This is a genomic window from Pseudomonas sp. MDT1-16, from assembly GCF_054898115.1.
On record NZ_CM142717.1, the window covers coordinates 4,096,689 to 4,115,675 of the forward strand.

17 protein-coding genes are annotated in these 18,987 nt (G+C 59.1%); 11 read left to right on the forward strand and 6 right to left on the reverse strand.

Annotation, left to right across the window (positions count from 1 at the left end; all coding sequences use genetic code 11):
* The first annotated feature begins 39 nt into the window (after nucleotides 1-39).
* On the forward strand, nucleotides 40-537 hold the full coding sequence (gene greB, locus ACYZT3_RS18765) for a transcription elongation factor GreB (RefSeq protein WP_008148506.1): 498 nt from the start codon (nucleotides 40-42) through the stop codon (nucleotides 535-537).
* 18 nt (nucleotides 538-555) lie between these two features.
* Here greB and ACYZT3_RS18770 read toward each other — a convergent pair whose 3' ends face one another.
* The 3 genes from ACYZT3_RS18770 to ACYZT3_RS18780 form a co-directional block, all read right to left on the reverse strand.
* Nucleotides 556-864, reverse strand: a complete 309-nt coding sequence (locus tag ACYZT3_RS18770) for a class I SAM-dependent methyltransferase (protein ID WP_282376519.1) — start codon at nucleotides 862-864, stop codon at nucleotides 556-558.
* Nucleotides 865-1,113: 249 nt separating this feature from the next.
* On the reverse strand, nucleotides 1,114-1,548 hold the full coding sequence (locus ACYZT3_RS18775) for a DoxX family protein (protein WP_282376518.1): 435 nt from the start codon (nucleotides 1,546-1,548) through the stop codon (nucleotides 1,114-1,116).
* Nucleotides 1,549-1,651: 103 nt separating this feature from the next.
* Nucleotides 1,652-3,073 carry an MltF family protein gene (locus ACYZT3_RS18780; RefSeq protein WP_462030449.1) on the reverse strand — a complete coding sequence of 474 codons (1,422 nt, stop codon included), beginning with the start codon at nucleotides 3,071-3,073 and terminating at the stop codon, nucleotides 1,652-1,654.
* A 235-nt stretch (nucleotides 3,074-3,308) separates the two neighbouring features.
* Here ACYZT3_RS18780 and ACYZT3_RS18785 point away from each other — a divergent pair, with 235 nt between their 5' ends.
* Nucleotides 3,309-4,115: a TatD family hydrolase gene (locus tag ACYZT3_RS18785; RefSeq protein WP_282376516.1), complete on the forward strand. Its 807-nt coding sequence runs from the start codon at nucleotides 3,309-3,311 to the stop codon at nucleotides 4,113-4,115.
* A gap of 54 nt (nucleotides 4,116-4,169) precedes the next feature.
* Here ACYZT3_RS18785 and ACYZT3_RS18790 read toward each other — a convergent pair whose 3' ends face one another.
* The gene (locus ACYZT3_RS18790; protein WP_462030450.1) at nucleotides 4,170-5,399 is read right to left on the reverse strand and encodes an acyl-CoA dehydrogenase; all 1,230 of its coding nucleotides are present in this window, start codon (nucleotides 5,397-5,399) and stop codon (nucleotides 4,170-4,172) included.
* A gap of 164 nt (nucleotides 5,400-5,563) precedes the next feature.
* Between ACYZT3_RS18790 and ACYZT3_RS18795 the strand changes: the two genes are divergently transcribed.
* From ACYZT3_RS18795 to ACYZT3_RS18805, 3 genes are all read left to right on the forward strand, one after another.
* Nucleotides 5,564-6,493 carry a LysR family transcriptional regulator gene (locus tag ACYZT3_RS18795; RefSeq protein WP_008148497.1) on the forward strand — a complete coding sequence of 310 codons (930 nt, stop codon included), beginning with the start codon at nucleotides 5,564-5,566 and terminating at the stop codon, nucleotides 6,491-6,493.
* Nucleotides 6,494-6,587: 94 nt separating this feature from the next.
* Nucleotides 6,588-6,989: a MerR family transcriptional regulator gene (locus tag ACYZT3_RS18800; RefSeq protein WP_282376513.1), complete on the forward strand. Its 402-nt coding sequence runs from the start codon at nucleotides 6,588-6,590 to the stop codon at nucleotides 6,987-6,989.
* A gap of 145 nt (nucleotides 6,990-7,134) precedes the next feature.
* Nucleotides 7,135-8,034, forward strand: coding sequence for a hydroxymethylglutaryl-CoA lyase (locus tag ACYZT3_RS18805; RefSeq protein ID WP_282376512.1), 900 nt, complete (start codon nucleotides 7,135-7,137; stop codon nucleotides 8,032-8,034).
* 609 nt (nucleotides 8,035-8,643) lie between these two features.
* On the opposite strand, the gene ACYZT3_RS18810 is transcribed toward ACYZT3_RS18805, so the two are convergent.
* Nucleotides 8,644-10,341 carry an AMP-binding protein gene (locus tag ACYZT3_RS18810; protein WP_462030451.1) on the reverse strand — a complete coding sequence of 566 codons (1,698 nt, stop codon included), beginning with the start codon at nucleotides 10,339-10,341 and terminating at the stop codon, nucleotides 8,644-8,646.
* 250 nt (nucleotides 10,342-10,591) lie between these two features.
* Between ACYZT3_RS18810 and ACYZT3_RS18815 the strand changes: the two genes are divergently transcribed.
* Genes ACYZT3_RS18815 through ACYZT3_RS18830 form a run of 4 tightly spaced genes read left to right on the forward strand, consistent with a single transcriptional unit; the run spans nucleotide 10,592 to nucleotide 16,153 of the window.
* Nucleotides 10,592-11,755 (forward strand): isovaleryl-CoA dehydrogenase, encoded by a 1,164-nt coding sequence (locus tag ACYZT3_RS18815; RefSeq protein ID WP_282376510.1) that lies wholly within the window; start codon nucleotides 10,592-10,594, stop codon nucleotides 11,753-11,755.
* 12 nt (nucleotides 11,756-11,767) lie between these two features.
* Nucleotides 11,768-13,375, forward strand: coding sequence for a carboxyl transferase domain-containing protein (locus tag ACYZT3_RS18820; RefSeq protein WP_282376509.1), 1,608 nt, complete (start codon nucleotides 11,768-11,770; stop codon nucleotides 13,373-13,375).
* Between the two features lie 13 nt (nucleotides 13,376-13,388).
* Entirely contained in the window at nucleotides 13,389-14,204 is an 816-nt protein-coding gene (locus ACYZT3_RS18825) for a gamma-carboxygeranoyl-CoA hydratase (RefSeq protein WP_282376507.1), read from the forward strand.
* Nucleotides 14,204-16,153 (forward strand): acetyl/propionyl/methylcrotonyl-CoA carboxylase subunit alpha, encoded by a 1,950-nt coding sequence (locus ACYZT3_RS18830; RefSeq protein ID WP_462030452.1) that lies wholly within the window; start codon nucleotides 14,204-14,206, stop codon nucleotides 16,151-16,153. Before ACYZT3_RS18825 ends, ACYZT3_RS18830 begins: the two co-directional genes overlap by 1 nt.
* Before the next feature lie 39 nt (nucleotides 16,154-16,192).
* On the opposite strand, the gene ACYZT3_RS18835 is transcribed toward ACYZT3_RS18830, so the two are convergent.
* Entirely contained in the window at nucleotides 16,193-16,843 is a 651-nt protein-coding gene (locus tag ACYZT3_RS18835) for a LexA family protein (RefSeq protein ID WP_282376505.1), read from the reverse strand.
* A 129-nt stretch (nucleotides 16,844-16,972) separates the two neighbouring features.
* Between ACYZT3_RS18835 and ACYZT3_RS18840 the strand changes: the two genes are divergently transcribed.
* Nucleotides 16,973-17,314, forward strand: coding sequence for a DUF6124 family protein (locus ACYZT3_RS18840; protein ID WP_282376504.1), 342 nt, complete (start codon nucleotides 16,973-16,975; stop codon nucleotides 17,312-17,314).
* A 481-nt stretch (nucleotides 17,315-17,795) separates the two neighbouring features.
* Nucleotides 17,796-18,947, forward strand: a complete 1,152-nt coding sequence (locus ACYZT3_RS18845) for a M14 family metallopeptidase (protein ID WP_462030453.1) — start codon at nucleotides 17,796-17,798, stop codon at nucleotides 18,945-18,947.
* Nucleotides 18,948-18,987: the final 40 nt, after the last annotated feature.

Genomic DNA, 18,987 nt, shown 5'->3' on the forward strand with positions numbered 1-18,987 from the left:
ACACTCTCGTTCACAAGAACCCAACCACAAGAAGTTGCCATGAGCCGTTATCGCCCTCCCCGCACCGCTGGCACCGCGCTGATCACCCCCGAAGGTGAAGCGCGGATGCGGGCCGAGTTTCATGAGCTCTGGCATGTTCGGCGGCCGCAGGTCACACAGTCGGTCAGCGAGGCTGCGGCACAGGGCGATCGCTCGGAAAACGCCGAATACACCTACGGCAAAAAGATGCTGCGCGAGATCGACAGCCGCGTGCGCTTTCTCACTAAACGGCTGGAAGCGCTCAAGGTCGTCAGTGAGAAGCCCAGCGATCCGAACAAGGTCTATTTCGGCGCCTGGGTGACGATCGAAGACGAGGACGGCAAAGAGTCGCGCTATCGCATCGTCGGGCCGGACGAACTGGACCTGAAGCAGGGCCTGATCAGTATCGACTCACCGCTGGCTCGCGCCCTGATCGGCAAGGCGCTGGACGCGGAAGTTAGGGTCCAGACACCGACCGGCGAGCAATGCGTATATATCGTGGCGATCGACTATCTTTGAGCCGCAGCGTTCTAAGCTTCAGCGGCGTGTAATCAGCCCCTGCCGGGCCACGCGAGTCAGTTGTTTGATCACTTCGGGGGCATCCTCGAGACGGGGCGATTGAATCACCGCCAGATCGAAACTGTCGCTGGCAAATCGAGCCAGCGATTCACCGTCTTCGACAAATTGGATCAGGAAGGCGGCAGGCCCACCGGTGCGACGTGGCCAGCCATCGAGATAACGCAAGAGTGTCGGCTGATGTTTGCCGCCAAGCAGGATTTTGGGATTGCGCTGGGTGAGATGTGCCGTGATCGGCGCGGGGCGTACAACAGGGCTTAATGCATTCATCGTGTCGTGTCTCTGCCTCAAAAGTCTGCATGGCAGGTGAGAGGCAACACCGAACCAGCGCTTTAGCGGTATTTCGAAGCCTGAATCAAGCTTCTATCGGCAACTGAATGAGTCACCTGGCGCCCCGCAAGTAGCTGTTTAAATCGGCGCATGGGCAGCATCCTAGAGAAGCTGACCGGACAGTGTCAAGAATGACGCACAACAAAAAAGGTTCGCGCAATGCGAGCCTTTTTTGTTGAGACAGAACGGTTAGCCGGCGATGGCGCGGTCAGCCGAGAGCTTGCCGGCGCCTTCAATCAGCACCGCAATGCTGCCGCCGAGCAGGGCCAGGGCGAATTCATAACCGTTGTTGGCCATGAACAGACCGTTATGGATGTGCACCGAGAAGATTGCCACCAGCGAAAGAAAGGTCAGACCGAGCGCTGCCGGGCGAACCAACAAGCCGATGATCAAGGCCAGACCGGCGAAAAACTCGGTACCACCCGCCAGCGTCGCCATCAGGTAGCCCGGTGCCAGACCGATGCTCTCCATGTACTGCGCGGTGCCGGCCAGACCGTAACCACCAAACGCCCCGAAGAGTTTCTGCGAGCCGTGGGCAGCGAAGACGATGCCGACGAAGATCCGCAGAACGGTCAGGCCGTAGCCAGCGCGGGTAAACAGTACCTTGTTGATCAGTGAGCTCATGCTGTGTCATCCATTGTCAGTGTGTGTTGGTTGGCCGCTATATTAATCAGTAAATCATATGATAAAAGCGCAATAAATTCGCCATAAGAATCAATTTATTCGATCATTTACGTGAGACAACTTTCTGCCCCTCGGGCTCCAACGACTCCCGCTCCCGATCGAACGCCAAGTAATACTTGTTCACGCTATTAACATAGCTGACAGGCGCCATCCCCACCTGCTCCATGGCAATGCGTTCGACCTGGAAGAACCACTGATTGGGATTCAAACCGCGCCGACGAGCCTCGGCACGCATGCCCTGAACCCGCTCCGGCCCCATGTTGTAGGCCGCCAGCACGAACGCCATGCGCTCTCGCTCGTTGAGTTTGGGACTGGCAAAGAACTTGCGCCGGATCATCGCCAGGTACTTGGCCCCGGCCTGCACATTAGCGTCGAGATTCTGAATGTTGTTGACTCCCACCCGCTGAGCTGCGGACGGGGTGATCTGCATCAGGCCGGTGGGGCCGCTGCCACTGCGGGCATTGGGTTGCAGGGACGATTCCTTGAACGCCAGTGCCGCCAGGTTCAGCCAGTCCATGCCTTGGGCTTCAGCGTGCTTCTGCAGCACCGGTCGAAGTTTTTCGAGGCGCTGCCGATCAGCCTTGGCCAATGGGTAGTGCACTTGATACAGGCGTCGATAGATCCGCAGGAACGCCACGTCTTGATCCGATGGTTTTTTGTAACCGGTCAGGAAGCGATTAATGCTCGCCCGCAACATTGAGGCGTCGCGGCGCACGAACCAGAATTCTTCGCCCGGTTCACTGATGAGCACCTGCCGATCGAGACGCAATTTGGGCAGGATCTTGCCCCAGCGTTCGGCAATGGGTTGTTCGACGATCGTCAGGTGAAAGATTCCGCCCTGGACCATCTCCAGCACGTCCTCGACTGCCAGACTGGGATCGACCCACTCGATTTTCACCGGTGGCAGCTTGTGCAGCGCGAGCTTTTGATTGATCTGACTGACCGCGTCCACGGCGGCACTGCCGGTCGGCAACGCCAGGGTTTTGCCAGAGAGTTGTTCGAGACGGGTGTAACGTCGCTCGCCTTTGATCCCCACCAGGACCAACGGGATGTTGCTGGCAATCGGCTCACTGGTGCTGACCGCGTGGCCCGGTTGCAGGTCGAGCAGTTCTCCCGGTGCGACAAGATCACCCTCGCCGCGCTGCAAAGCGCCGATCAGTTGATCCTTGGCTTTAGGAATGATCTTGAGGGTAATTTCCTGACCGTCACGGGCGTGACCGTTGAGGTATTGTTCGAAGGCGCGCAAACGGTGGTATTCAACACCGATGGCCTGGCCCTGAACTTCGCCGGAGCTGTTACGACTCTGGTTGACCAACACCCGCAGCACGCGACTGCTGCGGATTTCCGCCAAGTCGCGCACTTTGCTCGAAGGCACGGCTTGCAGCGGCCCGGCCAGACGCGCGACCGCCGGCATCGGCAGCAGCAACGAACAACACAGCAGTAGCAAAATCGAGGGACGTGTCATCCACTCTCCAGAAAGAATACTGGGCCGATCTCAAGAATTTTCATGAAATCGAACGACAGAAACAGAGCGCCTTGAGCGCTGGCAACGTGCGAAAGACTGGCACAGTGATGGCACTCTGGCCATCCCGACCTGTCTCGCGGCATCAAGAGACAGCTACAACTCATTGTAGTTCTTGGCTTTTCTTATAAATCTACAGCTCTGATATGCTTTCCGGCCTTTGGTCCGAGGTAGCACCATGCAACTCATCGATATCGGCGTCAACCTGACCAACCCCAGTTTTGCCGACAAACACCAGGCTGTACTCGACCGCGCCTACGCTGCCGGGATCTGCCAATTGGTGCTCACCGGCACCAGTGTCGAGGGCAGCGAGCAGGCTCTGGAGCTGTGCCAGCAACTGGACGAAACGGCTCAACGGCTGTTCGCCACCGCCGGCATTCACCCTCACTGCGCCAGCGACTGGAACGCCGACAGCGCCCAGCGTCTGCGCAGTTTGCTCAAGGAGCCGAACGTCGTGGCGGTGGGTGAATGCGGACTGGATTTCAATCGTGATTTCTCGCCGCGCCCCCAGCAGGAAAAAGTCCTCGAAGAGCATCTGGCGATGGCGGTCGAGCTGCAATTGCCGGTGTTCCTCCACGAGCGCGACGCCAGTCAGCGCTTGCTGGAAATCCTGCGTGATTACCGTGATCAATTGCCGGCCGCCGTGGTGCATTGTTTCACCGGCGAAAAGAAGGCGCTGTTCAGCTACCTTGATCTGGATTTACACATCGGCATCACCGGCTGGATCTGCGACGAGCGCCGAGGCACGCATCTGCATCCGCTGGTGAAAGAGATCAAGCGGGGGCGGCTAATGCTGGAGAGCGATGCGCCGTATCTGTTGCCGCGCAGCTTGCGCCCCAAGCCGAAGAATGGTCGCAACGAACCGGCGTATCTGACCGAAGTGTTGCGTGAAGTGGCGTTGCATCGTGGGGAGAGCGAGGAAGATCTGGCCGCTCACAGCACGGCGTGTGCGCGAGCATTCTATGGGTTACCTTCGGTTGATTGATGCAGCCTCGACGTTATCGCGAGCCTGATCCAGGCCCGCGATACAAGCCGGGGTTTAGTGACTGCCGCGCATCATCTCTTTAGGCACGTATTTGCCGATCTCGAACTTGCCGATCGCCGCGCGGTGCACTTCGTCCGGGCCGTCGGCCAGGCGCAGGGTGCGTTGCATCGCATACATGTAGGCCAGCGGGAAATCGTTGGAAACCCCTGCCCCGCCATGGATCTGGATCGCCCGGTCGATAACCCGCAAGGCCACGTTCGGTGCGACAACCTTGATCTGAGCGATTTCGCTCTTCGCCACCTTGTTGCCCACGGTGTCCATCATGTACGCCGCTTTCAAGGTCAGGAGCCGCGCCATGTCGATCTCCATCCGCGAGTCGGCGATCTTGTCGATGTTGCCGCCCAGACGGGCCAAGGGTTTACCGAACGCGGTACGGCTCACCGAACGTTTGCACATCAGTTCCAGTGCACGCTCGGCCATGCCGATCGAACGCATGCAGTGGTGAATCCGTCCCGGGCCAAGGCGACCCTGAGCGATTTCAAAACCGCGTCCTTCGCCCAACAAGACGTTTTCGTACGGCACCCGGACGTTTTCGAACAGCACTTCAGCGTGGCCGTGAGGTGCGTCGTCATAACCGAACACCGGTAGCGGACGAACGATCTTCACGCCTGGGGCATCCACCGGTACCAGAATCATCGAGTGCTGCGCATGACGCGGCGCGTCAGGATCGCTCAGGCCCATGAAGATCAGAATCTTGCAGCGTGGATCGCAGGCGCCTGAGGTCCACCATTTTTTGCCGTTGATCACCCATTCGTCGCCATCACGCATGGCGCGGGCGGCCATGTTGGTGGCGTCGGACGAGGCCACGTCCGGTTCAGTCATGGCGAACGCCGAGCGGATCTCGCCGCGCAGCAGCGGTTCGAGCCAGCGTTGCTTCTGTTCTTCGTTGGCGTAGCGCACCAGCACTTCCATGTTGCCCGTGTCTGGCGCGGAGCAGTTGAACGGCTCGGGGCCCAGCAGCGAGCGGCCCATGATTTCCGCCAACGGCGCGTATTCGAGGTTGGTCAAACCCGCACCGAGTTCGGACTCAGGGAGAAACAAATTCCACAGGCCTTCAGCCTTGGCCTTGAGTTTGAGCTCCTCCATGATTGCGGTCGGCTGCCAGCGATCGCCCTCGGCGACCTGGCGCTCGAATACCGCTTCGGCGGGATAAACGTAGGTGTCCATGAACGCGGTCACGCGCTCACGCAGTTCTTGCACCTTGGGCGAATAAGCGAAATCCATGGGCAGCTCTACCTTTTAACTGGGGTTTTGATGAGTTGTTCAGGTCATGCAATCGATGCTAGAACAGCTACGAAAATTTACCTAGCCTATTCTCGGCGTGTATTAACATTCATCACCGATATATGATCGGCTGATCGAGAGCCCCACAATAAGAGTGCAGCGCAATGAATCTGAGCAAGGTCGACCTCAACCTTTTCATCGTCTTCGACGCGATCTACACCGAAGCCAACCTGACTCGCGCCGGGCAGATTGTCGGCATTACTCAGCCGGCGGTCTCGAACGCTCTGGCCCGTCTGCGCGAGACCTTCAATGACCCGTTGTTCGTGCGCACCGCTCAGGGCATGGTCCCGACGCCGATGGCGCAGAACATTATCGGGCCGGTGCGCAACGCCCTCTCCTTGCTGCGGGTGTCGGTGCAGGAAAGCCGCATTTTCAACCCGTTGCAGGCGGTCAAGACCTATCGCATCAGCATGACCGACCTCACCGAAGCGGTGATCCTGCCGCCACTGTTCCAGCGTCTGCGGCGCCTGGCGCCGACGGTGATCATTGAAAGCTTTCTGTCCAAGCGCCGCGAAACCACCAAGGAACTGGCGGCCGGGCGTCTCGATTTCGCGGTGGATGCGCCGCTGAACACTGACCCGCAAGTGCGCCACGTCAAATTGATGGAAGACCGTTACGTCTGCGCCATGCGCAAAGGCCATCCGCTGGCGGGCAAAGAGAAGTTCACCCTCGATGATTATCTGTCGCTGACTCACATTCACATTTCCAGCCGCCGTAGTGGTCTGGGCCATGTCGACCTGGCCTTGGGCAAAATGGGCATTCAGCGCAAAATCGCCCTGCGTTCCCAGCACTACTTGATGGCGTCCCAAGTGCTGCAGCAGACCGACATGGTCATGACCGTGCCGGAACGCTTCGCCCGTCGCCATGACCTGTACTCGGTGAACCTGCCGGTCAACGATGTGCCGCCGGTGGAAACCCACCTCTATTGGCACGAAAGCACTGATCAGGACCCGGCCAACCGCTGGATGCGCGAGCAGATGATCGAGTTGTGCCAGCAGGTGACGGCACATGAGAAGAAGCTCGACAAAGTGTAGGAATCATCTGATAGACGGAGGATCAGGGCGCGATGCTTGACGTAAACGTCAACCTGCCTTTAGCTTAGCGCCATGACCTTTTTCGAGCGCGCCCATGAGCAGCCAGACCTATAGCATTTCCGACCTCGCCCGCGAGCTCGACATCACCACCCGGGCCATCCGCTTTTATGAAGAGCAAGGCCTGCTCAGCCCCGAGCGACGCGGTCAGGAGCGCATCTACTCGCCCCGCGACAAGGTCAGCCTGAAGCTGATCCTGCGGGGCAAGCGCATTGGTTTCTCCCTGGCCGAATGCCGCGAGCTGATCGAACTCTACGACCCCACCGGTGGCAATCAGAAACAGCTGCAAACCATGCTGACCAAAATCGCCGAACGTCGTGAACAGCTGGAGCAGCAGATGCTCGACATCGAACAGATGAAGCTGGAACTGGACACCGCTCAGGAGCGTTGCACCCAGGCGCTGGAACAGACCATCAAGAGCCAGGAAGTGGTTCAGTAATCGTACGAAATGATCGTTCCCACGCTCTGCGTGGGAATGCAGCCCGTGACGCTCCGCGTCACATCCAGAAGCGGACGCAGAGCGTCCATTGAGGCATTCCCACGCAGAGCGTGGGAACGATCCCTAACTGACAGGTGAATTGCTTATGTCCCTTCCCGCCCACGTACGCCTGGTCGAAGTCGGCCCACGCGACGGTCTGCAAAACGAAGCTCAACCCATCAGTGTTGCGGACAAGGTGCAACTGGTCGACGCGCTGACCGCCGCCGGTCTCGGCTATATAGAAGTCGGAAGTTTCGTCTCGCCCAAATGGGTGCCGCAGATGGCCGGCTCTGCTGAGGTCTTCGCGCAAATCCAGCGCAAGCCTGGCGTGACCTATGGTGCACTTGCCCCCAACCTGCGCGGGTTTGAAGACGCCATTGCGGCCGGGGTCAAGGAAGTCGCGGTGTTCGCTGCGGCGTCGGAAGCGTTTTCCCAGCGCAACATCAATTGCTCGATCAGCGAAAGTCTGGAGCGCTTCGTGCCGATCATGGACGCCGCCAGGCAACAGGGTGTCAGCGTGCGCGGTTACGTGTCCTGTGTGCTGGGCTGCCCCTACGAAGGTAACGTCGCGCCTGCGCAAGTCGCGTGGGTCGCCCGCGAGCTCTACGCGATGGGCTGCTATGAAGTTTCCCTGGGCGACACCATCGGCATCGGCACCGCTGGCGCAACCCGCAAGATGTTCGAGGTGGTGTCGGCCGACGTACCCCGTGAAAAACTGGCCGGGCACTTCCACGACACTTATGGTCAGGCCATGGCCAACATCTACGCCAGTCTGCTGGACGGCATCTCGGTGTTCGACAGTTCCATCGCCGGCCTCGGCGGCTGCCCGTACGCCAAGGGCGCCAGCGGTAACGTCGCTACCGAAGACGTGGTTTACCTGCTCAATGGCCTGGGTATCGAGACCGGTATCGACCTGGACGCCTTGATTTTGGCAGGTCAGCAAATTTGCACGGTGCTGGGACGTCCGACCGGTTCGCGCGTGGCCAAGGCTCGCAGCGCACAGTGAGGCCTCGGGGTGTTACCGCTGCCTCTGGAACGTGGGCAAAAGCGAGTAACACGGAAACAAATTGTCGCGCCTTGATTGAACGTAAAATCCTACAAAATTTCAAGTCGTTGATTTTTAAGACTTTTATAAAGTTGGCACGGCTTCTGCTATCTCTATTGCATAACAAGAACAAAAAAAGCGGCAAACCTAATAAAAATAAGACGTAACGACTCTGACATAACAAAAACAACACGGCAGAGACGCAGCTAACAGATTTTTTTGGAGAGGATGTGCTTTTCAGGGTGCTTTTCGGAGTAACCCGCAACCGGGCAGAGAACAATAAAACTACCTTCAGGTAGCTCCCGAACTGGTTGGATCGCTTAGCGAAAAAGTAGATCAGCGCTCAAAAAAATACGTTTGCTCTTGATCCCGGATGGGGATCGACAAAAACAGCGGTAAAGGGTCACGGTTTCTAAAAACAAAAACAGACCGCCCCTCAATAATAAAAAAAGAGCACGCGCAACGACAAAATTAAAGGGGAGCTTCGGCTCCCCTTTGTGCTTTCTGGCGTTTGTAATTTCCAGCGCCGTCCTCTGTGGGAGCGAGCTCGCTTCTCACAGGGGATTATCGTCAGATGGTATTGGTTTGCAGCTCCTCGATACTGATCTCGCGCATTCGAAACTTCTGAACTTTCCCCGTCACCGTCATCGGAAATTCCTCGACGAACTTAAAGTAACGCGGTGTCTTGAAGTGCGCGATGCGTTCCTTGCACCAGGCTTGCAGCTCCTGCTCGGTGGCGCTGTGGCCCGGATGGAATTTGATCCAGGCGACAATCTCTTCGCCATAACGCGAACACGGAATCCCGATCACCTGCACATCGGCTACCGCCGGGTGGGTAAAGAAAAACTCTTCCAATTCCCGTGGGTAAATGTTCTCACCGCCGCGGATGATCATGTCCTTGTTACGCCCGGCAATGCACACGTAGCCTTCGTCGTTCATGCTCGCCAGATCACCGGTGTGCATCCAGCCGGCCTGGTCGATCGCTTCCGCGGTGCCTTGCGGGTTGTTCCAGTAACCGAGCATCACGCTGTAACCGCGCGTGCACAGTTCACCGACAGTGCCCCGCAACACCAGGTTGCCCGCCTCGTCGATGATCTTGCTTTCCAGTTGCGGCTGGGTGCGGCCGACGGTGGTGACGCGCAATTCCAGTTCGTCTGACGGACCGGTCTGCAACGACACCGGACTTGTTTCCGTCATGCCGTAGGCAATCTGCACTTCGCTCATGTGCATGTCACTGATGACCCGGCGCATCACCTCGATCGGACACGTCGCCCCGGCCATGATCCCGGTACGCAGGCTCGACAGATCGAAATCGGCGCGTTTGGGTTGATCGAGCATGGCGATAAACATCGTCGGCACACCGTAGAGTGCAGTGGCCTTTTCTTCGGCGACAGTGGTCAGGGTCAGCAGCGGATCGAAGGCATCGTTGGGGTAAATCATGGTGCTGCCGTGGGTCATGCAACCGAGGTTGCCCATGACCATGCCGAAGCAGTGATACAGCGGCACCGGGATGACCAGACGATCACTCGAGGTCAACCCGAGGCTTTCGCCGACCATGTAACCGTTGTTGAGAATGTTGTAGTGACTGAGGGTCGCGCCCTTCGGAAAACCGGTGGTACCGGAGGTGTACTGGATGTTTACCGCCTGGTCGAAATGCAGACTGTCCTGACGTTCGCTCAACTGCTCTGTCGACACGCTCCTCGCGAGATCAGCTAATTGCGACCATGGCAGGAAACCCGATGGCGGCTGTGCATCTAGACTGATGACACCACGCAGCTCTGGCAGTCGTTCGCTTTGCAACTTTCCGATGGATTGCTCAGCCAGCTCGGGAATGAGGCCTTGCAGCATCCCGTGATAGTTGGAGGTCTTGAAAGCGCCTGCGCAAACCAGCCATTGGCAACCGGATTGCTTCAACACGTATTCAAGTTCGGAACTGCGATAGGCCGGGTTGATGTTGACCAGAATCACGCCGATTTTCGCGCTGGCGAACTGGCTGATACACCACTGGGCGCAGTTCGGTGCCCAGATACCCAGACGATCACCGGTCTGCAAACCCAGCGCCAACAGCGCTTTGGCATGCAGGTCCACGGCTTGGGCCAGTTGCTTCCAGGTGTACCGCAACTGTTGATGGCGCACGACCAGCGCCTCCCCGGTCGGATACTGCGCGACGGTATTATCGAATGCCTGGCCGATGGTCATCGCCAGCAAGGCTTTGTCCTGGGCACCACGGGTATAGCTGCGCGGCGGGCTTGCACTGGGTTGATCCATGACGACCCCTATTGTCTTTATTGTAGGAGCGAGCGGTGCGGCGATCCGACTTGCCCGCGATGGGAGCACTGCGGTGTAACTATACGACCGCGTTATCGTTCTTCGCGAGCAAGCTTTGCTCCTACAGTCGCTCAAGTTGACGTTAACGTAAAGGGTGATTGACAGCCATCCGTCACAGGCTTACGTTAACGTAAAGGTGAGAGCCAAATCACTGCCCTCCCTACCCTACAAAAAAGCCAAAAGGTGACCCATGAGCTACCCATCCCTGAACTTTGCCCTCGGTGAAACCATCGACATGCTGCGTGATCAGGTTCAGTCCTTCGTCGCCAAAGAGATCGCACCACGCGCCGCTCAGATCGACATCGACAACCTCTTCCCCGCCGACCTGTGGCGTAAATTCGGTGACATGGGCCTGCTGGGCGTCACCGTGCCGGAAGAGTATGGCGGCGCTGGCCTGGGTTACCTGGCCCACGTGGTGATCATGGAAGAAATCAGCCGTGGTTCGGCCTCGGTCGCCCTGTCCTACGGCGCGCATTCCAACCTCTGCGTCAACCAGATCAACCGCAACGGCAATCACGAGCAGAAAACCAAATACCTGCCGAAGCTGATCAGCGGCGAGCACATTGGCGCCCTGGCCATGAGCGAACCGAATGCCGGCTCCGACGTGGTGTCGATGAAACTGCGCGCCGACAAATGCGGCGATCACTACGTCCTCAACGGCAGCAAAACCTGGATCACCAACGGCCCTGACGCCAACACCTACGTGATCTACGCCAAGACTGACCTGGAAAAAGGGCCTCACGGCATCACCGCGTTCATCGTTGAACGTGATTCCAAAGGCTTTAGCCGCAGCAACAAATTCGACAAGCTCGGCATGCGCGGTTCAAACACCTGCGAGCTGTTCTTCGATGACGTCGAAGTGCCGGAAGAAAACATCCTCGGCGTGCTCAATGGCGGCGTGAAGGTGCTGATGAGCGGCCTCGATTACGAACGCGTTGTTCTGTCCGGCGGCCCGACCGGGATTATGCAGGCCTGCATGGACCTCATCGTTCCGTACATCCACGACCGCAAGCAGTTCGGCCAAAGCATCGGTGAATTCCAGCTGATCCAGGGCAAGGTCGCCGACATGTACACCCAACTCAATGCCAGCCGTGCCTACCTTTATGCGGTAGCGCAAGCGTGCGAACGCGGCGAAACCACCCGCAAGGATGCCGCCGGTGTGATCCTTTATAGCGCCGAACGCGCCACACAAATGGCCCTCGACGCGATTCAGATTCTCGGTGGCAACGGCTACATCAACGAATTCCCGGCCGGGCGTCTGCTGCGTGACGCCAAGCTGTACGAAATCGGCGCCGGCACCAGTGAGATCCGTCGCATGCTGATCGGTCGCGAACTGTTCAACGAAACCCGCTAAACGGAGCTGTCCATGGCTATTCTGCATACCCAGCTCAACCCCCGTTCGGCGGAGTTCGCGGCCAACAGCGCGGCAATGCTCAAACAGGTCGACGCCCTGCACACCCTGCTCGCGCAAGTGCAGCAAGGTGGCGGCCCGAAAGCTCAAGAGCGCCACACCTCGCGGGGCAAACTGCTGCCCCGTGAGCGGATCAATCGCTTGCTCGATCCGGGTTCGCCGTTTCTCGAGATCAGCCAATTGGCGGCCTACAAGGTGTATGGCGAAGACGTGCCGGCCGCTGGCGTGATTGCCGGGATCGGCCGTGTGGAAGGCGTCGAATGCATGATCGTCGCCAACGATGCCACCGTGAAAGGCGGCTCGTACTACCCGCTGACCGTGAAAAAACACCTGCGCGCGCAAACCATCGCCCAGCAGAACCGCTTGCCGTGCATCTACCTGGTGGACTCCGGCGGCGCCAACCTGCCGCGTCAGGATGAAGTGTTCCCGGACCGTGAGCACTTCGGAAGAATCTTCTTCAACCAGGCCAACATGAGCGCCATGGGCATTCCGCAAATCGCGGTGGTCATGGGTTCCTGCACCGCTGGTGGCGCGTACGTGCCGGCCATGGCGGACGAAGCGATCATGGTCCGCGAACAGGCAACCATTTTCCTCGCCGGCCCACCGCTGGTGAAAGCCGCGACCGGTGAAGTGGTCAGCGCCGAAGACCTCGGCGGGGCCGATGTGCACTGCAAGATTTCCGGGGTGGCCGACCATTACGCCGAGAGTGATGAACACGCCTTGGCCATTGCGCGGCGCAGCATCGCCAACCTCAACTGGCGCAAACTCGGCGAAGTGCAACAGCGCACGCCCATCGCCCCGCTCTACAACAGCGACGAGTTGTACGGCGTGGTGTCGGCGGACGCCAAGCAGCCGTTCGACGTGCGCGAAGTGATCGCGCGGTTGGTGGACGGTTCGGTGTTCGACGAGTTCAAGGCGCTGTTCGGGACGACATTGGTTTGCGGTTTTGCCTACTTGCACGGTTACCCGATCGCGATCCTCGCCAACAACGGCATCCTCTTCGCCGAAGCCGCGCAGAAAGGCGCGCACTTCATCGAGCTGGCCTGTCAGCGCGGCATTCCGCTGCTGTTCCTGCAAAACATCACCGGTTTCATGGTCGGCCAGAAATACGAGGCCGGCGGCATCGCCAAGCACGGCGCCAAACTGGTGACCGCCGTGGCGTGCGCCAAGGTGCCGAAATTCACGGTGATCATCGGCGGTAGCTTCGGCGCCGGTAACTACGGTATGTGCGGCCGGGCTTACGATCCGCGTTTCCTGTGGATGTGGCCGAATGCGCGGATCGGTGTGATGGGCGCCGAGCAAGCCGCGGGTGTTTTGGTGCAGGTTAAACGCGAGCAGGCCGAGCGCAGTGGCCACAGTTTCAGTGCCGAGCAGGAAGCCGAGATCAAGCAACCGATCCTCGACCAGTATGAAGAACAGGGTCATCCCTACTACTCCAGCGCCCGGTTGTGGGACGACGGCGTCATCGACCCGGCGCAAACCCGCGATGTATTGGCCCTGGCCTTGTCGGCGTCGCTGAATGCGCCTGTCGAACAGAGCCGCTTCGGCGTGTTTCGGATGTGATCGGGAGAAAATCATGAGCGACTTCAACACCCTCGAACTGCTGAGCGATCCAAGGGGTTTTGCGACTCTGTGGCTCAGCCGTGAAGAAAAGAACAACGCCTTCAACGCCGAAATGATCCGCGAACTGATCCTCGCGCTGGACAAAGTGTCGAGCGATGCCAGTCTGCGGTTTCTGCTGGTGCGTGGGCGCGGCAAGCATTTCAGCGCCGGCGCAGACCTTGCCTGGATGCAGCAGTCGGCCGAACTCGATTACCACACCAATCTCGACGACGCCCGGGAACTGGCGGAGTTGATGTACAACCTCGCCAAGCTCAAAGTCCCGACGCTGGCGGTGGTGCAAGGCGCTGCATTCGGTGGCGCGTTGGGCCTGATCAGTTGCTGCGACATGGCCATCGGCGCCGACGACGCGCAGTTCTGCCTGTCGGAAGTGCGCATCGGCCTGGCGCCGGCGGTGATCAGCCCGTTCGTGGTGCAAGCCATCGGCGAACGCGCGGCACGGCGCTACGCGCTGACCGCCGAGCGTTTCGGCGGACAACGAGCACGGGAAATCGGCTTGTTGTCGGAGAGTTATCCGATCGCTGAGCTGGAACTGAACGTCGAGCAATGGATCGACAACTTGCTGCTCAACAGCCCGGCCGCCATGCGTGCCAGCAAGGACTTGCTGCGTGAAGTCGGCCACGGCGCGCTGACCCCGGCGCTGCGGCGCTACACCGAAAACGCCATCGCCCGCATCCGCGTCAGCCCTGAAGGCCAGGAAGGCCTGCGGGCCTTTCTGCAAAAACGTCCGCCGAGCTGGCAAGCCGCAACCACCACCAAGGAGTCGCGTTGATGAGCGCACCTGTTCTCACCACCCTGCTGGTGGCCAACCGCGGCGAAATCGCTTGCCGGGTGATGCGTACCGCGAAGGCCTTGGGCCTGACCACCGTGGCCGTGCACAGCGCCACTGACCGTGAAGCCCGGCACAGCCGCGAAGCGGATATCCGCGTCGACCTCGGTGGCAGCAAAGCTGCTGACAGTTACCTGCAAATCGACAAACTGATCGCCGCCGCCAAGGCCAGCGGCGCTCAGGCGATTCATCCGGGTTATGGCTTTCTGTCCGAGAACGCCGGGTTCGCCCGCGCCATCGAAGAAGCGGGCCTGATCTTCCTCGGCCCGCCCGCCTCGGCCATTGACGCGATGGGCAGCAAATCCGCCGCCAAAGCCTTGATGGAAACCGCCGGCGTGCCATTGGTGCCTGGTTACCACGGCGAGGCGCAGGACCTCGACACCTTCCGCGACGCTTGCGAACACATCGGTTATCCGGTGTTGCTCAAGGCGACTGCCGGTGGCGGCGGCAAAGGCATGAAAGTGGTCGAGGACGTCAGTCAATTGGCCGAAGCCCTGGCCTCGGCTCAGCGTGAAGCGCAATCGTCGTTCGGCGATTCGCGGATGCTGGTGGAGAAGTACCTGCTCAAACCGCGTCACGTGGAAATCCAGGTCTTCGCCGACCAGCATGGCAACTGCCTGTACCTCAACGAACGGGACTGCTCGATTCAGCGTCGGCACCAGAAAGTCGTTGAAGAAGCACCCGCTCCTGGCTTGAGCCCGGAACTGCGTCGCGCCATGGGCGAAGCGGCCGTGCGTTCGGCGCAAGCCATCGGCTATGTCGGCGCTGGCACCGTGGAGTTTTTGCTGGATGCACGGGGCGAATTCTTCTTTATGGAGATGAACACGCGCCTGCAGGTCGAACACCCGGTCACCGAAGCCATCACCGGCCTCGATCTGGTGGCCTGGCAGATTCGTGTGGCCCGCGGCGAAGCGCTGCCGATGACTCAAGCCGAGGTTCCGCTGATCGGCCATGCCATCGAAGTGCGCTTGTATGCCGAAGACCCGGGCAATGATTTCCTGCCGGCTACCGGCCGACTGGAGCTCTATCGCGAATCCGCGGAGGGTCCGGGACGGCGGGTGGACAGCGGTGTCGAAGAAGGCGACGAGATCTCGCCGTTCTACGACCCGATGCTCGGCAAACTGATTGCCTGGGGCGAGGATCGTGAACAGGCGCGACTGCGGCTGCTGAGCATGCTCGATGAGTTTGCCATTGGCGGGCTCAAGACCAACATCAACTTCCTGCGCCGGATAGTCGGCCATCCGGCGTTCGCTGCGGCCGAACTGGATACCGGGTTCATTCCGCGTTATCAGGAAGAACTGCTGCCCGCTGCCGCGGACCTCAGTGACGAGTTCTGGCAAGCCGCCGCCCAGGCGTTTGCCCAGAGCCAGCCGAACGCGACCCGTGCCGATGACCTGAGTTCGCCTTGGGGTATCAGTAACGGTTTCCGAGCCGGACTGCCGCGCGAAATCACGTTGCATTTGAGCAGCGAAGGACAAGACCGGGCGCTGACTTTTGGCGACACCTGCTTGGCACATTTCAAGGGCGAGCAACTGTTGACCGAGCACAACGGCCTGCGCCGCCAGCATCGGGCAATCCGCCGTGGCGACGTTCTGTATCTGCAGTGGGAAGGTGAATTGCGCCGCATCGAGTCCTACGACCCGATCAGTGCCGTCGAGGCCAGTCACAGCCATCAGGGCGGGCTGACCGCGCCCATGAATGGCAGCATCGTGCGGGTACTGGTGGAAGCCGGACAAACGGTCGAAGCCGGGGCGCAACTGGTGGTGCTGGAAGCGATGAAGATGGAGCACAGCATTCGTGCGCCACACGCCGGGGTGATCAAGGCGCTGTATTGCCAGGAAGGCGAGATGGTCAGTGAAGGCAGTGCGTTGATTGAGTTGGAAGAAGCGTGAAATGAAGATCGGTCCTACGTCTTGCGAGGACCGATCTGATTAGAATTTGGCGGTTGCCTGAACCACTACGCCGATAATTCGGCACTCTTCGGTGTAAAGGGCTTTCGGATAGGTCGGATTGAGCGGGACCAGGTAACGCTGCCCGCCCTCTTCGATCAGCTTGCGAAAGGTCGCCTCGGCGCTGTCCGGCCACTGGGCGATCACCAGTTTTCCGGGTTCCGGCACGATGGCCGGGTCCACCAGGATCATCATGCCCTCGGCAATGCTGATACCCGTGGGCGCGGTCATCGCATCGCCCACCACATTCAGCCAGAAGGCCGGGCCCTGGGCGTGGTAGTCGGTCAGCTCGAAGCGTTCCTCCTTGCGATACACCGTCAGCTCACCATCGCGCAGCTGCGCCGGCTCCTTCCAGTCACTGACCGGGTAGCGGAAGTACGGGTTGTACTTCAGCGCCAGAGGTATCTCCTCCTCTTCCAAGATGAGTGGTTCGCGGATCACCAGCGCCACTTCGAGAAAGTCCATGCCCAGCGCCTTCAACACACGGTTCATGTTGACGACGCCGGGATCGCGGCGTTTGTTCAGCCAGTGGCCGACGCCGCCCTGGGACATCCCGAGGCGATCTGCGAGTTCATCTTGAGTGACTTTGAGTTCACTCATCTTGGCCTTGACCAATTCAATCCATTTATCCATGTGCGGCACGATACGTGGGGGACTCCGACCATCAAAACACAAATTGTAGTATTTAAACTCTCGTCATAAATACAGTACGTACTAGGATGGGTTCACGGATCTGAATCTATCACGGAGCTCGCCATCGCCATGTCCATCCCCTGCAACGACCTGCCAGACATGCAAATCGATACCAGCCTCACCTCGCCCAAAGGCTCTGCCGCCGCGCAACGCGCGTTGGACTATTACTTGAAACCAACTGTTTCAGAGGAAGTGGTCGAAGAACGTTTCTTTGACGTGAACCGCAACATCAGCTGCGAAGAGGCGCTGGTCCATGCTTCGGATCTGTTGCGTTGTGCCGCCGCCACCGCGTACGAATCAGCCAGCAATTTGCACGGCGCAAACCGCGACCTGGCGTTTTCGACGGTACACATGATCGACATGGCCAAGGCAATGGTGGATCGATCCCTGGAGGGCGATCAGAACGAGTGAGACGAGGGTGCTTACGAGGAGGACGGGAAAGAATTTCCCAATCGTGCAGACAAAAAAATTTGACTTGCAAACGAGAATGATTATTATTGCATGCAGCTGGTCGCGAGATCAGTCGATTGTCCAAGTGACCTTAGGTCGGTCTCCTGGACTCTCTCCTCATCAGGCTAATCACGGTTTTTGACCCGGCTTTTTGCCGGGTCTTTTTTTTGCCAGTTATTCTGGCTTTGCCTTCAGGCTAATGAAGTCTTTAGGTGCTGCAAATTCGATGGCGCGGATGATATCAAAAGAATATCCGTTGGCAAGAGAAGCCCGGCATCATTGGCCCAAACCAATCAAAAGTAGCACTTGAGAATCAATCGCACAGTCTCTAAGCTGCGTCGGCGTCAAGGAGGACACCCCCGCGTCACCTCAGAATTCCCCCCGGTTTTTCCCTTCCCAGCGTGTAAAGTAGCAGCCAGAAAATCATATTCAGGAATCGACTATGGCCGTGGCTAAATCCTCTTTCGACATCAGTGCCAACTTCGACAGTGGCAACATTGAAGTGCTGGACATCAGCAATCCGTTGCAAGCTCTGCTGGCCATCCAGCCGGACACCCGCAGCCAGCACTTTCAGTGGTTCCACTTCAAGGCCAGCGGCCTGCACGTCGGTCAGGAACACTGGTTTCGTCTGAACAATGCCAGCAAGTCTTCGTACAACAAAGCCTGGGATGGTTATCAGGCGGTCGCGTCCTACGACCACGTCAACTGGTTCCGGGTGCCGACCATATTCGAAGGTGACTGCCTGCGCTTCAGCCTTGAAGCCACCGCCACCCACGCCTGGTTTGCTTACTTCGAACCCTACAGCCGCGGTCGCCATGACTGGTTGATCGAGCAGGCGCTGGCCAAGGCCGGCACCGAACTGCTGGCCACCGGCAAGAGCGTCGAAGGCCGGGACATCCAGCTGCTGCGTAAAGGCACGGGTGCCGAAGGTCAACGCAAGGTCTGGATCATCGCCCAGCAACACCCCGGCGAACACATGGCCGAGTGGTTCATGGAAGGCGTGATTGAACGTCTGGAAAAGCACGACGATCCTGTACTGAGCAAATTGCTGGCCAGCGCCGACCTGTACCTGGTGCCTAACATGAACCCGGACGGCGCTTTCCACGGTCACCTGCGCACCAACGTCATGGGCCAGGACCTGAACCGCGCCTGGCAGAGTGCCAGCCAGGAAGTCAGCCCGGAAGTGCTGTTCGTTCAGCAGCAAATGGAACAGTACGGCGTGGACCTGTTCCTCGACATCCACGGCGATGAAGAGATCCCCTATGTGTTCACCGCCGGTTGCGAAGGCAACCCAGGCTACACGCCGCGGATCGAAAAACTCGAAGAGCATTTCCGCAGCCATCTCAAGCACCTGACCAAGGACTTCCAGACCAAGCACGGCTACACCCGCGACGAGCCGGGCAAAGCCAACATGACCCTGGCGTGCAACAGCGTCGGCGAGAAATTCGACTGCCTGTCGCTGACCCTGGAAATGCCGTTCAAGGACAACAACGATGCACCTAATGTGCTGACCGGCTGGTCCGGCAAGCGCTCGAAGCAGTTGGGCAAGGATGTGCTGACCACCGTCGCGGACATGGTCAACACTCTGCGCTGATTGCCAGATCCATGTAGCAGCTGCCGAAGGCTGCTACAGA

Coding starts and splice junctions, on each gene's coding strand:
- greB (WP_008148506.1), top strand. CDS start 40: ATGAGCCGTTATCGCCCTCCCCGCACCGCTGGCACCGCGCTGATCACC.
- ACYZT3_RS18770 (WP_282376519.1), bottom strand. CDS start 864: ATGAATGCATTAAGCCCTGTTGTACGCCCCGCGCCGATCACGGCACAT.
- ACYZT3_RS18775 (WP_282376518.1), bottom strand. CDS start 1,548: ATGAGCTCACTGATCAACAAGGTACTGTTTACCCGCGCTGGCTACGGC.
- ACYZT3_RS18780 (WP_462030449.1), bottom strand. CDS start 3,073: ATGACACGTCCCTCGATTTTGCTACTGCTGTGTTGTTCGTTGCTGCTG.
- ACYZT3_RS18785 (WP_282376516.1), top strand. CDS start 3,309: ATGCAACTCATCGATATCGGCGTCAACCTGACCAACCCCAGTTTTGCC.
- ACYZT3_RS18790 (WP_462030450.1), bottom strand. CDS start 5,399: ATGGATTTCGCTTATTCGCCCAAGGTGCAAGAACTGCGTGAGCGCGTG.
- ACYZT3_RS18795 (WP_008148497.1), top strand. CDS start 5,564: ATGAATCTGAGCAAGGTCGACCTCAACCTTTTCATCGTCTTCGACGCG.
- ACYZT3_RS18800 (WP_282376513.1), top strand. CDS start 6,588: ATGAGCAGCCAGACCTATAGCATTTCCGACCTCGCCCGCGAGCTCGAC.
- ACYZT3_RS18805 (WP_282376512.1), top strand. CDS start 7,135: ATGTCCCTTCCCGCCCACGTACGCCTGGTCGAAGTCGGCCCACGCGAC.
- ACYZT3_RS18810 (WP_462030451.1), bottom strand. CDS start 10,341: ATGGATCAACCCAGTGCAAGCCCGCCGCGCAGCTATACCCGTGGTGCC.
- ACYZT3_RS18815 (WP_282376510.1), top strand. CDS start 10,592: ATGAGCTACCCATCCCTGAACTTTGCCCTCGGTGAAACCATCGACATG.
- ACYZT3_RS18820 (WP_282376509.1), top strand. CDS start 11,768: ATGGCTATTCTGCATACCCAGCTCAACCCCCGTTCGGCGGAGTTCGCG.
- ACYZT3_RS18825 (WP_282376507.1), top strand. CDS start 13,389: ATGAGCGACTTCAACACCCTCGAACTGCTGAGCGATCCAAGGGGTTTT.
- ACYZT3_RS18830 (WP_462030452.1), top strand. CDS start 14,204: ATGAGCGCACCTGTTCTCACCACCCTGCTGGTGGCCAACCGCGGCGAA.
- ACYZT3_RS18835 (WP_282376505.1), bottom strand. CDS start 16,843: ATGGATAAATGGATTGAATTGGTCAAGGCCAAGATGAGTGAACTCAAA.
- ACYZT3_RS18840 (WP_282376504.1), top strand. CDS start 16,973: ATGTCCATCCCCTGCAACGACCTGCCAGACATGCAAATCGATACCAGC.
- ACYZT3_RS18845 (WP_462030453.1), top strand. CDS start 17,796: ATGGCCGTGGCTAAATCCTCTTTCGACATCAGTGCCAACTTCGACAGT.